Source organism: Halopseudomonas sp. SMJS2 (assembly GCF_029866945.1).
GTDB classification, from domain to species: domain Bacteria; phylum Pseudomonadota; class Gammaproteobacteria; order Pseudomonadales; family Pseudomonadaceae; genus Halopseudomonas; species Halopseudomonas bauzanensis.
This window is the reverse complement of record NZ_CP123445.1, coordinates 2,655,118-2,669,755: the sequence shown is the minus strand read 5'-3', so window position 1 is coordinate 2,669,755 and position 14,638 is coordinate 2,655,118. Positions and strand designations below refer to the sequence as shown.

At 63.5% G+C, this 14,638-nt stretch carries 12 protein-coding genes and 2 pseudogenes; 13 read left to right on the top strand and 1 reads right to left on the bottom strand.

The features are described 5' to 3' along the window. Nucleotides 1–41: 41 nt before the first annotated feature. On the bottom strand, nucleotides 42–761 hold the full coding sequence (locus QAO71_RS12615; RefSeq protein ID WP_105643620.1) for a hypothetical protein: 720 nt from the start codon (nucleotides 759–761) through the stop codon (nucleotides 42–44). A gap of 263 nt (nucleotides 762–1,024) precedes the next feature. Here QAO71_RS12615 and QAO71_RS12610 point away from each other — a divergent pair, with 263 nt between their 5' ends. From QAO71_RS12610 to QAO71_RS12550, 13 genes and pseudogenes are all read left to right on the top strand, one after another. Next, entirely contained in the window at nucleotides 1,025–2,236 is a 1,212-nt protein-coding gene (locus tag QAO71_RS12610; RefSeq protein WP_280164591.1) for a thiolase family protein, read from the top strand. A 2-nt stretch (nucleotides 2,237–2,238) separates the two neighbouring features. Beyond that, a complete protein-coding gene (locus QAO71_RS12605) occupies nucleotides 2,239–3,177 on the top strand; it encodes an OB-fold domain-containing protein (RefSeq protein ID WP_105643618.1) in 939 nt (312 codons plus the stop codon). Between the two features lie 185 nt (nucleotides 3,178–3,362). Beyond that, nucleotides 3,363–4,262: a VOC family protein gene (locus tag QAO71_RS12600; RefSeq protein WP_105643617.1), complete on the top strand. Its 900-nt coding sequence runs from the start codon at nucleotides 3,363–3,365 to the stop codon at nucleotides 4,260–4,262. Then, entirely contained in the window at nucleotides 4,262–5,137 is an 876-nt protein-coding gene (locus tag QAO71_RS12595; RefSeq protein ID WP_105643616.1) for a CoA-transferase, read from the top strand. Before QAO71_RS12600 ends, QAO71_RS12595 begins: the two co-directional genes overlap by 1 nt. A 12-nt stretch (nucleotides 5,138–5,149) precedes the next feature. Then, nucleotides 5,150–5,959 (top strand): ketoacid CoA transferase, encoded by an 810-nt coding sequence (locus tag QAO71_RS12590; protein WP_105643615.1) that lies wholly within the window; start codon nucleotides 5,150–5,152, stop codon nucleotides 5,957–5,959. Continuing rightward, entirely contained in the window at nucleotides 5,956–6,852 is an 897-nt protein-coding gene (locus QAO71_RS12585; RefSeq protein WP_105643614.1) for an enoyl-CoA hydratase, read from the top strand. The genes QAO71_RS12590 and QAO71_RS12585 overlap by 4 nt, the downstream gene beginning before the upstream one ends. Then, on the top strand, nucleotides 6,852–7,976 hold the full coding sequence (locus QAO71_RS12580) for a nitronate monooxygenase (RefSeq protein ID WP_280164590.1): 1,125 nt from the start codon (nucleotides 6,852–6,854) through the stop codon (nucleotides 7,974–7,976). The genes QAO71_RS12585 and QAO71_RS12580 overlap by 1 nt, the downstream gene beginning before the upstream one ends. Further along, nucleotides 7,973–8,725 carry an enoyl-CoA hydratase family protein gene (locus QAO71_RS12575; protein ID WP_105643612.1) on the top strand — a complete coding sequence of 251 codons (753 nt, stop codon included), beginning with the start codon at nucleotides 7,973–7,975 and terminating at the stop codon, nucleotides 8,723–8,725. The genes QAO71_RS12580 and QAO71_RS12575 overlap by 4 nt, the downstream gene beginning before the upstream one ends. 9 nt (nucleotides 8,726–8,734) lie before the next feature. Continuing rightward, nucleotides 8,735–9,900 (top strand): annotated as a pseudogene (locus QAO71_RS12570) (acyl-CoA dehydrogenase). Between the two features lie 10 nt (nucleotides 9,901–9,910). Next, nucleotides 9,911–10,968 (top strand): annotated as a pseudogene (locus tag QAO71_RS12565) (acyl-CoA dehydrogenase family protein). 3 nt (nucleotides 10,969–10,971) lie between these two features. Continuing rightward, entirely contained in the window at nucleotides 10,972–12,123 is a 1,152-nt protein-coding gene (locus QAO71_RS12560; protein WP_280164589.1) for an acetyl-CoA C-acetyltransferase, read from the top strand. A 213-nt stretch (nucleotides 12,124–12,336) separates the two neighbouring features. After that, nucleotides 12,337–13,569: a helix-turn-helix transcriptional regulator gene (locus tag QAO71_RS12555; RefSeq protein WP_280164588.1), complete on the top strand. Its 1,233-nt coding sequence runs from the start codon at nucleotides 12,337–12,339 to the stop codon at nucleotides 13,567–13,569. Between the two features lie 176 nt (nucleotides 13,570–13,745). After that, nucleotides 13,746–14,630 carry an SDR family oxidoreductase gene (locus tag QAO71_RS12550; RefSeq protein ID WP_280164587.1) on the top strand — a complete coding sequence of 295 codons (885 nt, stop codon included), beginning with the start codon at nucleotides 13,746–13,748 and terminating at the stop codon, nucleotides 14,628–14,630. Nucleotides 14,631–14,638: the final 8 nt, after the last annotated feature.

Genomic DNA, 14,638 nt, shown 5'->3' with positions numbered 1-14,638 from the left:
ATGCGACTCGGCTTTTTTTTGCAGGATATTCTAGGGCTATTCTATTGCTCGGCAACGTTGTCCGAGGTATCCAGCACTCGACTCAGTTGATCACCGAAGGCTCTGGCGTTGCGAATGAGTACGATGGGCGCGAAAGCATTGCCTGAACGGGTACGGGTCCAGCCGTCGTGGGTATCGGACAGCGCGTGGTGCAGCATGACCCAGCGCGCCGACAGGCTGTTGTCGTCGCTGCCGACCAGAATGTCCGCCAGTTGCTGGTCAAGTTGCGGCAGTAGCTCATGGGTATCGGTGGTGTAATAGCGGCCCGGTTCATGGGAGTTGGGCGACGGATTGCCGATATAGCTGCTGAAGGCATAGCGCATGGCCAGATACTCCGCAGCCAGCAGCGGCAGGTAGGGAGCGTCGGTATCCGGGTTGTGCCAGTTGTCGATCAGGATGATCGCCTGTTCATGCAGCTGGTCCAGGTCCTCGGTGGTCGGTGGGTGGCCCTTTTCCAGTGCACTCAGGGTGAGCTTCAGGGTTTCGGGGTAGCCGTTGTGAGTATGACCGGCCTGGGTCAGCAGTTGTTGCAGTTGCTGCATATCCTGCTGCAATTCCTTGCGCTGCAGTGAGTACATGCCTTCAGCCTGTAGTTGCAGAGTCAATGTCAGCGAGCGCAGGGTGTCGCGCTGCAGTTGGACATTGTCCGGCAGGGCAGCCTGGGCGCAACTGCCGAGCACGAGACCGCTGAGCAGCAGGCCATGGGATATTCTTCTTATCATGGTGGCGTCCTTGTAATGGTCAACTATCTGGCCGGGACTGCCTGGCGATGACCTCCGGTACGTTGCATCGATCCGGCGCAACGCAGGTAAATGCAGACCAGCCGGCGCCGATGATCAGATAAAACGGCGACAGCGTCCTAGTCCGTTTGGCCAGCGGTCTGGAGGAAAATGCTCCAATGTAGGCCTTATGGACGATGAAGCAGGTCAGGCTGACTCTGACAATGAAACGCAACCGAGTGCAACCGCCTGATGGGAGGACAACCATGGGTCTGAAAGGGACGGCCGCCATTGTCGGCGCCGCACAATACAAGCCTGAAAAATACGCCACGGCGCCGCAGATGTTCCATCTGGAGCAGGTGGCGGACCTGGCGGCGCAGGCATTGGCCGATGCGGGGCTCAAGGCCAGCGATATCGATGGCCTGTGCATCAATGGGCCGCATTTCCATGAAGCCTCCAGTTTCGTGCCAGCCATGGCTGCCGAGTATCTGGGGATTGCGGTCAATTTCGCCGAGGTGGTCGACCTGGGTGGCACCACCGCAGTCGGCATGATCTGGCGTGCGGCAGCCGCCATCGAGCTGGGTATCTGCCAGGCGGTGCTTTGCGTGATTCCACAGCGCATGGCACCGTTCGGGCCGGACGATGACCCTTCGGCCATGGCCCGGGCCATGCGTTTCGGTGGCCACAGCACCCAGTACGGTGCGCCGGAGGCCGAGTTCGATCTGCCTTACGGACATATGGGGCAGAATACCGGCTACGCAATGATCGCCCAGCGCTATGCGGCGCAGTATGGCTATGACCAGCGGGCCATGGCGAAGATCGCCGTGGATCAGCGCTTCAACGCCCAGGCCCACCCGGATGCGATTTTCCGTGGTCAGAACCTGAGCATAGAGGATGTACTCAACAGCAAGATGGTCGCCGACCCATTGCACATTCTCGAGATCGTCATGCCGGTGGCCGGTGGTGCGGCGGTGATCGTCGCCTCCAAGGAACTGGCCATGCGTAGCAAGGGACGCCCGGCCTATGTGACCGGTTTCGGTGAGCGGCTGGGCTACAAATCACCCAGTTACTCGCCGGACATGACCGAGACCCCGGTCGGCCCGGCATCGCGCAGTGCTTTCGCCATGGCCGGGCTCAAGCCCGCCGATGTGCAGGCGGCGCAGATCTATGACTGCTACACCATCACCGTGCTGCTCAGCCTGGAGGATGCCGGCTTCTGCGCCAAGGGCGAGGGCATGCGTTTCGTCCTGGAGAACGACCTGACCTACAAGGGCAATTTCCCGATGAATACCCATGGTGGTCAGCTCAGTTTCGGTCAGGCCGGCTCAGCCGGTGGTTTCTCGCAGGTGGTCGAGGCCTATCAGCAGGTGGCCGGCAAGGCCGGTGACCGCCAGCTCAAGGTCTGCGATCAGGTGTTCGTTTCTGGCACAGGTGGTGTCATGAGCGAGCAGGGCGCATTGATTCTTCAGGGAGCTTGAGCATGAGCAACAAACCTATGCCGCTGCCGACAGCGATTTCCGCACCTTTCTGGGATGGCCTGAAGGATGGCCGAGTCATGCTGCAGCAGTGCAACAGCTGTCAGCAGTGGGTGTTCTATCCGCGGCGCCATTGCAGCCATTGCTGGTCACATGATCTGACCTGGAAAGAGGTTTCCGGGGCCGGCTCCCTGTACACCTATACCGTGGCACGTGTGCCGACGCTGCCTGAATTCGCCAGCGCCGAGCCGCAGATCCTGGCGGTGGTGGAGCTGGATGAAGGGGTGCGCATGAACACTACCCTGATCGGCCTCGACCCCGAGCAGATCGAGGTGGGCATGCGAGTCAAGCCGGTACGGGCCCGGGTCAGGGACGATGGCAGTGTGTTGCTGCGTTATACCGGCGTTGACGTCGCGTTGGAACAGCGGGACGAAGTACCCAAGGCGCCGCCCGCTCCAGCGGCGGATGCCGGGCCGGCCAGACAGAAGATCGATGTCAAGGACATCGCCGCGCTGAAGGCGCTGGTCTCTGATCAGTTCAGTGACTGGAGCAACCAGATCCTGGTGGACCAGGAGCTGATCAACCAGTTCGCCGCGCTGTCCGGCGACGACTACTGGATCCACACCGATCCCGAGCGTGCCCGCAAGGAAAGCCCGTTCGGCGGCACCATCGCCCACGGTGCGCTGGTGCAGGTGCTGATGTCACGTATGCAGGTGCCGCTCGCCTTCGAGGTCACCGGCTTCACCAACATGGTCAACTATGGCTCCGAACGGTTGCGTTTTCCGAGTCCGGTACCGGCTGGTTCGCTGTTGCATTCGCGCACCCGGGTCAAGTCGGTGGAGGCGCTGCCGCGTGGGACCCAGTTGGTGCTGGAGTGCAATATCCACGTCGTCGGCCAGGAGCGCCCGGCGGTGATCAATGAGCTGGTGATCCTGTACATGTAATGCATATGTTGTGCTGTCCGATACCGTAAAGGTTCGGTTTGGTCGTCCCTGGGTAGCCATGGACGACCTTTTTTTTGCCCGTTGCCCTGACCAAAACCCCTTTAGTCTCAATGGACGATGAATGCGCCATGGCCGCGCGCAACAATCCATTCATGCTTTACAGGCCCTGAATGAGGAGTGGCGGCATGAGTGAGATTCGAGCGTTGAGCTATTTCGTTGCGCAGATCGGCGATGTGCAGAAGTGGCAGCACTATGCCGAGAATGTGCTGGGCATGATGACCAGCCCGGCACCCGGCGGCGGGCTGTACATCAAGATGGATGACCGTCCTTTCCGTATGCTCGTTGTCGAAGGTGCGGAGGAGCGCTACCTGGCTTCGGGCTGGTCGCTGGGCAGCAAGCCGGCCTTCGACGCCATGCTGGCCAAGCTGGACGCCACCGGTGTCGAGTACCAGCTGGCAGATTCCGAGTTCTGCGCTCAGCGCAAGGTCAACGAAGCCGCACTGCTGCAGGACCCTGCGGGCAACCAGCATGAGCTGACCTGGGGTTATCTGTCTGACTGCGAGCCCTTTGTCTCGCCGCAGGGCGTACCGCGTTTCCTCACCGGCGACATGGGACTGGGCCATACGGTGTTGCCGACGCCCAACTTCGATGAATGCGCGGCGTTCTACCAGGATGTGCTGGGCTTCAAGATTTCCGACATCTTCAATTTCCGTCCCGTCCCCGACGCGCCTGCCACGCGTATCCACTTCCTGCACTGCGGCAATGCCCGGCACCACAGCCTGGCGATTGCCGAGTACGAGGTGCCGAGCAAGTGCGTGCACGTGATGGTCGAGGTCGATTCGATGACCGAGGTCGGCCGCGCCCATGACCGGCGCGTGGCCCATGGCGTGCCGCTGTCGGCGACCCTTGGCCAGCATCTCAACGACCGCATGACGTCCTTCTACATGAAGACCCCTTCCGGTTTCGATCTGGAATATGGCTGGGGTGGCCTGCAGGTCGACTGGGACCAGCACACCGCCTTTGAATTCACCAAGGTCAGCATCTGGGGACACGATTTCGGTGCTGGCCGTCAGGAGGAGCAGTAATGAACAAGCTGATGACCGCGGCCGATGCAGTGGGCCAATTGCGCGATGGCATGACCATCGGTTTTGGGGGCTGGGGGCCACGGCGCAAGCCAATGGCAATCGTGCGTGAGATCCTGCGCAGCGACGTGAAGGACCTGACGGTAGTCGCCTATGGCGGCCCGGAAGTCGGCATGCTGTGCGCCGCCGGCAAGGTCAAGAAGCTGATCTTCGGTTTCGCCACCATGGACGCCATTCCGCTGGAACCCTATTTCCGCAAGGCCCGCGAAGCCGGGACGCTGGATGTCATGGAGCTGGATGAAGGTCTGTTCCAATGGGGGCTCAAGGCTGCTGCCATGCGCCTGCCGTTCCTGCCGGCCCGCGCTGGTCTGGCCACCGACGTATTGACCCATAATCCGGAGCTGAAACTGATCAGCTCACCCTATGCCGATGGTGAAGTGCTGCTGGCGATGCCGGCACTGGAGCTTGATGTGGCCTTTGTCCACGTCAATCGTGCCGACCGTTTGGGCAACACCCTGATCACCGGTAACGACGTGTACTTCGATCACCATGTGGCACGCGCCTCCAAACAGTGCTTCGTCTCCGCCGAGGTGGTCGAGGAGCGCCTGGAACTGGATGCCGCCACCGCGCGCTTTGCGACCTTCGAGCGTTCCATGGTCACCGGTGTAGTCGAGGCGCCGCTGGGTGCGCACCCCACCGCCTGTGGTCCGGCCTACGGCTGGGACATGCAGCACCTGAAGGACTACAGCGACAGCGCCAGCGAAGACAACGGCTGGCAGCGTTACCTGGATACCTATGTCAACTGCAGCGAAGCCGACTACTGCGAGCGCAACGGCGGTGCCGAGCGCATGGCCAGTCTGCCCCTGCCGACGTTCTGAGGAGTAAAGACCATGAGTTCCACCCCTTTCAGCCTGGCTGAACTGATGATCGTCGCTGCCTCCGAAGCCTGGCGCGACAATGGCGAGCTGCTGGCCTCGGGCCTGGGCATCATTCCGCGGCTGGGCGCCAGTCTGGCAAAGATCAGCCACAGCCCCGAACTGCTGATGACCGACAGCGAGGCATTTCTGGTCGAGGAGCCGATTCCGGTTGGCCCGCGTGGCGACTATGTGCCCAAGTATTCCGGCTATCTGCCCTTCGAGCGGGTGTTCGACTGCGTCTGGCATGGTCGCCGCCACGCCATGGTTGGGCCAACCCAGGTCGACCGCTGGGCGCAGAGCAACCTGTCGGTGATCGGCGACTACGCCAAGCCCAAGGTGGCGATGCTCGGTGTGCGCGGCCTGCCGGGCAACAGCATCAACCATCTCAACTCCTTCTTCATCCCCAACCACAGCAAGCGGGTGTTCGTCGAAGGGGAGGTGGATATGGTCTCCGGGGTCGGTTTCAATCCCGAGCGTTGGGCACCGGGCATGCGCAATGACCTGATGGGTATTGGCCGGGTGATTACCGACCTGTGCGTGATGGATTTCAACGGCCCGGATCATGCGGCGCGGGTGCTGTCGCTGCATCCGGGCGTGGACTTCGAGCTGGTGCAGGAGCGTACCGGCTTCCCGCTGCTCAAGGTCGATAACCTGGGTGAAACCCCGCATCCGACCGCCGAGCAAATGGCGATCATTGCCCGGATGGACCCGCACAACCTGCGTGCCCGCCAGCTCAAGGGCAACCCGGCGGGTATCCGCACGGCAGAGGAGGTGCGTGGATGAGCGAATTCGTCGAGCGTGAGGACACGGCGGTCTATGAGACCGAACAGCCGGTGTCCTACCGGGTGGAGCAGGGCGTGGCGATCGTCACCATGAGTCGCCCGCAGTACAACAACGTGCAGAACTCGCAGATGACCTACGCGCTCGACGATTGTTTTCGCCGTGCCATCAATGATGATGAGGTCAAGGTCATCGTGCTGTGCTCGACCGGCAAGCATTTCTCGGCTGGGCACGATATCGGCACCCCGGGACGGGATGTGACCAAATCCTTCGAGCACAAGCACCTGTGGTGGGATCACACCAACAAGCCGGGTGGTGAGTTTCTCTATGTGCGTGAGCAGGAAGTCTATCTGAACATGTGCCGGCGCTGGCGCGAGATGCCCAAGCCGACCATCGCCATGGTCCAGGGCGGTTGCATCGCCGGCGGACTGATGCTGGCCTGGGTCTGCGACCTGATCGTCGCCAGCGACGACGCCTTCTTCCAGGACCCGGTGGTGCGCATGGGTATCCCCGGCGTGGAGTACTTCGCCCACGCCTTCGAGATGCACCCGCGTATCGCCAAGGAATTCCTCATGCTCGGCGACCGCATGCCGGCTGCCCGTGCCTACGAGCTGGGCATGGTCAACCGGGTAGTGCCGCGTGAGGAACTGGAAAGCGCCACCCTGGACATCGCCCAGCGTATCGCCCAGCAGCCGCGCATGGGCCTGGCGCTGACCAAGCAGGCGGTCAACCATATCGAGGATCTGCAGGGCAAGCGTACCGGCATGGAAGCGGTGTTCGCCTGGCACCACTTCGCCCACGTGCACAACGAGCAGGTCTCCGGCGACAAGCTGGGTGGCTTCGACGGCAAGGCGATGGCCGCGGCGAACAAGGCCCAGGCCGGGGAGCGCGGCTGATGAGCGCCCTGCACACACGCCTGACCGCGGCCCTGGGCTGCCGTTACCCGATCGTGCAGACGGCGATGGGCTGGGTCTCGGACGCTAACCTGGTGATCGCCACCACGCGCGCCGGCGGCTTCGGTTTTCTGGCTGGGGCGACCATCGCCGCCGAGCAACTGGAAGGTGAGATCCAGAAGGTGATTGCCGCCACCGGTGGCAGCAACTTCGGTCTCAATTTCCATATGTTCCAGGATAACGCTGCCCAGTGTGTCGATCTGGCCGTGCAGTACCGCTTGCGTGCGGTGAGCTACGGTCGCGGCCCGGACAAGCACACCATCCAGCGCTTCAAGGATGCCGGCGTGCTGTGCATTCCGACGGTAGGTGCGCTCAAGCATGCGCTCAAGGCGGTCGAGCTGGGCGCGGACATGATCACCATCCAGGGCGGCGAGGGCGGCGGTCATACCGGCGGTGTGCCCACCACCATCCTGCTGCCGCAGGTACTGGCTGCCGTTGAGGTGCCGGTGATTGCCGCCGGGGGCTATTCCACCGGTCGCGGCCTCGCCGCGGCGCTGGCCGCCGGTGCCGAGGGCATCGCCATGGGCACCCGCTTCATGATGAGCAGTGACTCGCCGACGCCGAAGGCCACCCTGCAGCGTTATCTGGCAACCAGGGATACCCAGCAGATCCGCGTCACCCTGGCGGTCGATGGCATGCGCCACCGCATGGTGGAAAACCCCTTCATCAACAAGCTGGAAGCGGCCGGCCCGGTCGGCCGGCTGTGGATCGCGCTGAACAGTGCGCGCAAATGGAAGGCGCAGACCGGCATGACCACCGGGCACATGATCAGGACCTTCTTCAAGGCGATCAAGGACGACCCGGGCGCCATGTCCCAGGTGATCATGGCGGCCAACCAGCCGGTGCTGCTGCAACGTTCGATGGTCGAGGGCTTCCCGGACGAGGGCATCCTGCCCAGTGGCCAGGTGGCCGCAGCCATCGACCAGTTGCAGAGCTGCGAGCAGATCATCCATGAAATCGCTGACGAGGCCGAGGCCTGTCTGCTGCGCCTGTGCCAACGCATCCAGCAATCGCAACAATCCCCGGCGGAGCAGGCCGCCGATCAATACGAGAGAACCCAAGCATGACTACCGCATTCAAGGTGGAAATCAATCAGGGCGTTGCCGAGCTGGTGATCAACAAGCCCCCGGTCAATGCATTGGACAGCAGCGAGTGGCTGGCGCTGGCGGCGCAGATCGACGCATTGGGCGCCGATGAGGCAGTCCGCGTGCTGATCATCCGTTCCGAAGGGCGCGGCTTCTGCGCCGGCGTCGATATCAAGGAACTGGACGCGCACCCGGAACTGATCGTCAAGGTCAACGCCGGCAACTACGCCACCTTCAAGGCGATTCATCGTTGCGCGGTACCGGTGATCGTCGCGGTACACGGTTTCGTTCTTGGCGGCGGCATCGGCATGACCGGTGCGGCGGACATCGTGGTGGCCTCGCGCTGCGCCACCTTCGCCCTGCCGGAAGTGGACCGGGGCGCCATGGGTGGCGGCGCCCACCTGCAACGCCTGTTCCCGGTGCAGAAGGTGCGCTACATGTTCTTCACTGGCGAGACGGTCACCGCACCGGACGCCATGCAGTACGGCTTCATCGAGCGCCTGGTCGAACGCGAAGAGCTGGCCGCCACCGCCCGTGATATCGCCAGCCGCATCGCCGCCAAGAGCCCGGCCATGATCCGCATCGCCAAGGAGGCGCTGAATGGCATCGAGGACGGCAACCTGGAAGACAAGTACCGCTGGGAGCAGGGCTTCACGCTGGAAGCCTACACCCTGCCGGACTCCGCCGAGACCCGTCGCGCCTTCGTTGAAAAGCGCGAAGCCAGCTTCTGAGAGCATGCCATGCAACTGACCTATACCGCCAAGCAACAAGCCTTCCGCGCCGAAGTACGCGCCTGGCTGCAGGCCAATGTGCCCAGCCAGCCGTTGGCCAGCTATGACACCCGCGAGGGCTTCGAGGAACACCGTGCCTGGGAAGGCAAACTGTATGAAAGCCGGCTGTCCATGGTCATGTGGCCGGAACATCTGGGTGGACGTGGCTGCGACCTGATCGAATGGCTGATCTTCGAAGAGGAATACTACGCCGCCGGCGCGCCGATGCGCGTCAACCAGAATGGCCAGTTGCTGCTGGGGCCGACGCTGATGGAATTCGGCACCGAGGAACAGAAACGCCACTTCCTGCCACGCATTGCCTCCAGTGAGGATATGTGGGCCCAGGGCTGGTCCGAACCGGCGCCGGTTCCGACATGGCGGCGATCCGCAGCAAGGCGCTGCGTGACGGTGACGACTTCGTCATCAACGGCCAGAAGACCTGGTCGACCCGGGCGATCTTCGCCGACTGGATTTTCGGCTTGTTCCGGACCGACCCGCAGAGCAGCCGCCATCATGGCCTGAGCTACCTGCTGGTGCCGCTGGACAGCCCCGGCGTCACCGTGCGCCCGATCAAGGCGCTGAACGGCAAGGAAGCGTTCGCCGAAGTGTTCTTCGATGATGTGCGGGTGCCGGCGAGCAACCTGCTCGGTGCCGAAGGGCAGGGTTGGCATGTGGCGATGGCCACCGCCGGTTTCGAGCGCGGCCTGTTGCTGCGCTCCCCGGCACGTTTCCAGCAGACTGCCAAACGCCTGGTCGAACTGTACCAGGCCAACCCGCAGGTCGCCGAACGTGACCCTGGGGTGCGGGATGCGGTGATCGAAAGCTGGATGGGCGCCGAAGCCTATGCCCAGGCCGCCTATCACACCGTCGGTCTGGTGGAGAAGGGCGCCAAGATCGGTGCCGAGGCCAGTATCAACAAGGTTATCTGGTCCGAACTCGACCTGAAAATGCACGAGACCGCCATGCGCATCCTCGGCCCGTTCGGTGAGCTGAACGGCTACGCACCGGAGGCGGTGGATCACGGCAATTGGCTGGAAGGCTTCCTGTTCGCCCAGGCCGGGCCGATCTACGCCGGCACCAACGAGATCCAGCGCAACATTATCGCCGAGCGCATGCTCGGTCTGCCGAAAGCCTGAGGACGCCGACATGGACTTTACCTTTACCGAAGACCAATTGGCCTTCCGCGAAGCGATCAGCCGCTTCCTGATGACCGAAGCGCCACCGGAAATGCTGCGCGAAATCTGGGACACCGACGATGGTCGCTCCCCGGAGCTGCGCGGCAAGATGGCCGAGCAGGGCCTGACCGCGCTGTCGGTACCCGAAGAGCAGGGCGGTCTGGGCATGGATGACATCGCCTGGTCGCTGCTGACCCAGGAGCTGGGCTACTACGCCATCGCCGACTCGCTGGCCGATACCGCCTATGTCGCAACCGGCCTGCTCAACGCATTGCCGCAGGGCACGGCGCGCGTGACGACATGCTCGGGCGCATCGCCGAAGGCAACGTACGCATCGCCGTCGGCCACAGCGTCAACCCGCTGATCGCCGACGTGCACCTGGCTGACGTGGTGCTGCTGGAACACCAGGGCGAGGTGCATGGCCTGCGCCGCGACGCCATCGGCTATGAACGCAACCCGAGCATCGACAGTTCCCGGCGCCTGAGTCGCGTCAGCTTCACTCCCGGTGCCGACAGCCTGATCCTCGGTGCCGAACAGGGCCGCGCCATCTGGGCCGAGACGCTCAACCGTGGTGCGCTGGCGGTGGCCGGGCAGAGCCTCGGCCTGGCCCAGCGCATGCTCGACCTGTCGGTGGACTACGCCGTGCAGCGCAAGCAGTTCGGCAAGCCGATCGGCAGCTTCCAGGCGGTCAAGCACCACCTGGCCGATGTCGCCGGCAAGATCGAATTCGCTAAACCGGTGCTGTACCGCGCTGCCCATGCCCTGGCGCATGGCGAAGCCAGTGCCGACCTGCATGTCTCCCACGCCAAGCTGGCCTGTTGCGAGGCTGCCTGGCTGGCCGCGCGCCATGGCATCCAGGTACACGGCGCCATGGGTTACACCTGGGAAGTCGATCTGCAGATGTTCATGAAGCGTGCCTGGGCGCTGGACTCCTCCTGGGGCGACCGCGCCTTCCACAAATCCCGGGTGGCCAACGCCATCCTCGCGGCCGATGCCCATATCGGCCCGCAATTCACCTTCGGGGAATAGACCATGGCCCAAGCCTACATAGTTGATGCCCTGCGCAGTCCGACCGGCCGGCGCAAGGGCAGCCTGGCCGAGGTGCACGCCATCGACCTCGGCGCCCACGTACTCAAGGCGCTGGTCGAACGCAATGCCATACCCGCCGAGGACTACGATGATGTGATTTTCGGCTGCGTCGACACCATCGGCTCCCAGGCCGGTGATATCGCCCGCACCAGCTGGCTGGCCGCCGGCCTGCCGCTGAACGTACCGGGTACCACGGTCGACCGTCAGTGCGGCTCTTCGCAGCAGGCTGTGCATTTCGCCGCCCAGGCGGTGATGAGTGGCACCCAGGACGTGGTTGCCGTCGGCGGTGTACAGACCATGACCCGGATTCCGATTTCCTCGGCCATGCTCGCCGGCCAGCCGCTGGGCTTCCCTGACCCGTTCTCCGGCAGCCAGGGCTGGCAGGCACGCTTCGGCGATCAGCCGGTCAACCAGTTCTATGCCGCCCAGCGCATCGCCAGCCACTGGAATGTCAGCCGGGCGGATATGGAAGCCTTTGCCCTGGAAAGCCACCGACGGGCCCTGAGCGCGGCGGCTGAGGGCCGTTTCGAGCGGGAAATTGCCGCCCTCAACGGGCTGGCAGTGGATGAGACGCCCCGCGATACCACGCTGGAGAAAATGGCCTCGCTGGAGCCGGTCGATCCGCAGTTCCCGGATATCACTGCCGCCGTGTCCAGCCAGACCTGCGATGCCTCGGCCGCACTGCTGGTGGTGTCGGAAGCCGCGCTCAAGCGCTACAACCTGACCCCGCGGGCGCGCATTCATAACCTGACGGTACTCGGCGACGATCCGATCTGGCACCTGACCGCGCCCATCGCCGCCACGCGCAGGGCATTGCAGCGCGCCGGCATGAACATGGCCGACATCGACCTGGTGGAGATCAACGAAGCCTTCGCCTCGGTGGTCATGGCCTGGCAGAAGGAGCTGGATTACGATCCGGCGAAAACCAACGTCAATGGCGGCGCCATCGCCCTCGGCCACCCGCTCGGCGCTACCGGTGCACGGCTGATGACCACGCTGCTGCACGAGCTGGAGCGCACGGGTGGGCGTTATGGCCTGCAGACCATGTGCGAAGGCGGTGGCCAGGCCAACGTGACCATCATCGAGCGGTTGTAGCGCCCCCCGGGGTGTAGCGCCCCCGCGCTACGCCTGCGGCCTCGCAGCGGCTGATGGCTGTCGGCGAGCAGGCGCTCGCCAACCCTGGGCTTGGGATGTAGCGCGCCTGTGCTACGCCAGCTAACTGGCAGCAACCCAACAGGCCGGGCTGGAAGCCGGCCCTCCATGAATCGGGCGCTCTGTTGAGCGCGGTTGTCACGAGGGAAAGGTTTGATGCCAGCGAATACAGAAACACATCAGGCCTCAGAACTGACGCTGGACGAGTACGACCGGATCGTCGGTCGGATCTACTCCGGCGCTCTGCACACAGAGCATTTGTATGATGCGCTGGAGGAGTTGCGGCTGCTGTTTGCGGCCCGCTTCGTTGCGCTCATCCTGCATGTGGCCGATGCCGAGGATGTGGCGCTGATGCTGGTTGCCGGCAATCAGGAAGTTGAAGGGCGGGTCGCGCTGTTCAAGTATTTCCCCAGTGACACCCCCCTGGCGCGATTGCCAGTGGACAAGGTGTACTGCATTGAAGACCTGATGAGCATAACGGAGTGGGAAAACAGCCGTTACTACCGCGAGTATGCCCGGCCCAGTGACGTCTATCATGTGATGGGGGCGGATCTGGCCACGCAGTCGGGGATCATCGGCTTCCGGGTCGCCCGGGCGCATGGCCAGCCGGCCTTTTCCGCGAAGGACAAGGCGGTATGTACCCGGCTGTTGCCACACCTGCGTTGCAGTCTGGACTTTCATGATCTGCTGGATCGCCGGGAATCCATGGGCAATCTGTATTCCGAGGCGGTCAATCGCCTGTCGGTCGCCAGCATGGTGCTCGATGAGGCCGGCCATGTGCTGCAACTCAACTCCGTCGCGCGCACCTTGCTGGAGCGGGCCGATGGACTCAAGATGGTCGGCTCACGTCTGGAGGCCAGTTACCCCAGCGATAACCGTGAGCTGTATCGGTTTATCCGCTATGCCGCCGAGTCCCGTGCCAGCCTGGGTTCCGAGCCTGTATCCGCGGCCCTGTCCATCGCCCGACCCTCGGGCCAGGTGGGACTGGGCGTGGTGATAGAGCCGATCCGCAATAGCGGTTGGGTTGAGGGGCAGGGCCTGCCCGTGGTCATGATCTATGTGCGTGACGCCATGGGTGGGGTGCAGATGAGCAGCGAGCTGGCGCAGCAACTGTTCAACTTCACACCGGCAGAAACCACCCTGGCCCTGCAACTGGCCAACGGCCTGTCACTGGAGGAAGCCGCGGAGAAGCTTGGTATAACGCGCAATACCGGCCGCGCCCACCTGCGCTCCATATTCGCCAAGACGGGCATCAAGCGCCAGGCCGAGCTGGTCAAGGTGTTGCTCAACAGTATCGTTTCCCTTGGGCTGGGCCAAGTAGTCGAGCTGGAGCAACGCCCCGTGCCCGTGATTATCCAGCCAGAGCAGCGTTTCACGCCGGATCAATAACCCCCGCCACCGGCTCACTGCCCAGCGTCATTGCGTGGTCGAAGGCCGTGGCAATCCGTGTTCCTCGGCCCTTTAGTCTCTATGGACGATGATTGCAAAGGAGCCGCTGGCAACAATCATTCCCCACGCCTGGCAGCGCCGTATGGCTGCTCCAGCAAACGAACAGGGGAACAGAGATGGGAATTCTTAACGACAGAGTGGTCATCATTACCGGTGCCGGTGGTGGACTGGGTGCGGCCCATGCACGGGTATTTGCCAGCGAAGGCGCCTGTGTGCTGGTCAATGATATCAATCGCGACGCCGCGCAGAAAGTGGTGGACGAGATAGTCGCCGCCGGCGGTCGTGCCGTGGTCAACACCTCGGATATCACCAACTACGCCGACAGCGAGAATGCGGTCAAGCAGGCCATCGAGACCTACGGCGACCTGCACGTGGTGGTCAACAACGCCGGCGTCAACCGCGACCGCATGTTCGCCTCCATGACCGAGGCTGAATGGGACACCATCATGGCCGTGCACCTCAAGGGCCACTTCTGCATCAGTTCCCATGCCGTGCATTACTGGCGCGACCAGGCCAAGGCCGGCAACAAGGTCGATGCCCGGATCATCAACACCACCTCCGGTGCAGGCTTGCAGGGCTCCATCGGCCAGTCCAACTATGCCGCCGCCAAGGCCGGCATCGCCGCGCTGACCCTCAATCAGGCCGCCGAGCTGCGCCGCTACGGCATCACCGCCAACGCCGTGGCTCCGGCCGCGCGCACCGGCATGACCACCGCCGTGGAATCCATGGCCACCCGCATGGCCAGGCCAGACGATGGCAGCTTCGACTACTGGGCCCCGGAAAACGTCAGCTCACTGCTGGCCTGGTTGGCCAGCGAACAGGCCGCCAGCATCAGCGGCCGGGTGTTCGAAGCCGAAGGCGGCAAGATCTCCATCGCTGACGGCTGGCGTACCACTCAGGGTGTGGACAAGGGCGCCCGCTGGCAGCCGGCGGAAGTCGGCGAAGCCATGCAGGCACTGCTGGCCAGCGAAGTCCCGGCCCAGCCGGTCTACGGCGCCTGACCCGGAGG

Coding starts and splice junctions, on each gene's coding strand:
- QAO71_RS12575 (WP_105643612.1), top strand. CDS start 7,973: ATGACTACCGCATTCAAGGTGGAAATCAATCAGGGCGTTGCCGAGCTG.
- QAO71_RS12580 (WP_280164590.1), top strand. CDS start 6,852: ATGAGCGCCCTGCACACACGCCTGACCGCGGCCCTGGGCTGCCGTTAC.
- QAO71_RS12590 (WP_105643615.1), top strand. CDS start 5,150: ATGAGTTCCACCCCTTTCAGCCTGGCTGAACTGATGATCGTCGCTGCC.
- QAO71_RS12585 (WP_105643614.1), top strand. CDS start 5,956: ATGAGCGAATTCGTCGAGCGTGAGGACACGGCGGTCTATGAGACCGAA.
- QAO71_RS12615 (WP_105643620.1), bottom strand. CDS start 761: ATGATAAGAAGAATATCCCATGGCCTGCTGCTCAGCGGTCTCGTGCTC.
- QAO71_RS12605 (WP_105643618.1), top strand. CDS start 2,239: ATGAGCAACAAACCTATGCCGCTGCCGACAGCGATTTCCGCACCTTTC.
- QAO71_RS12560 (WP_280164589.1), top strand. CDS start 10,972: ATGGCCCAAGCCTACATAGTTGATGCCCTGCGCAGTCCGACCGGCCGG.
- QAO71_RS12600 (WP_105643617.1), top strand. CDS start 3,363: ATGAGTGAGATTCGAGCGTTGAGCTATTTCGTTGCGCAGATCGGCGAT.
- QAO71_RS12595 (WP_105643616.1), top strand. CDS start 4,262: ATGAACAAGCTGATGACCGCGGCCGATGCAGTGGGCCAATTGCGCGAT.
- QAO71_RS12555 (WP_280164588.1), top strand. CDS start 12,337: ATGCCAGCGAATACAGAAACACATCAGGCCTCAGAACTGACGCTGGAC.
- QAO71_RS12550 (WP_280164587.1), top strand. CDS start 13,746: ATGGGAATTCTTAACGACAGAGTGGTCATCATTACCGGTGCCGGTGGT.
- QAO71_RS12610 (WP_280164591.1), top strand. CDS start 1,025: ATGGGTCTGAAAGGGACGGCCGCCATTGTCGGCGCCGCACAATACAAG.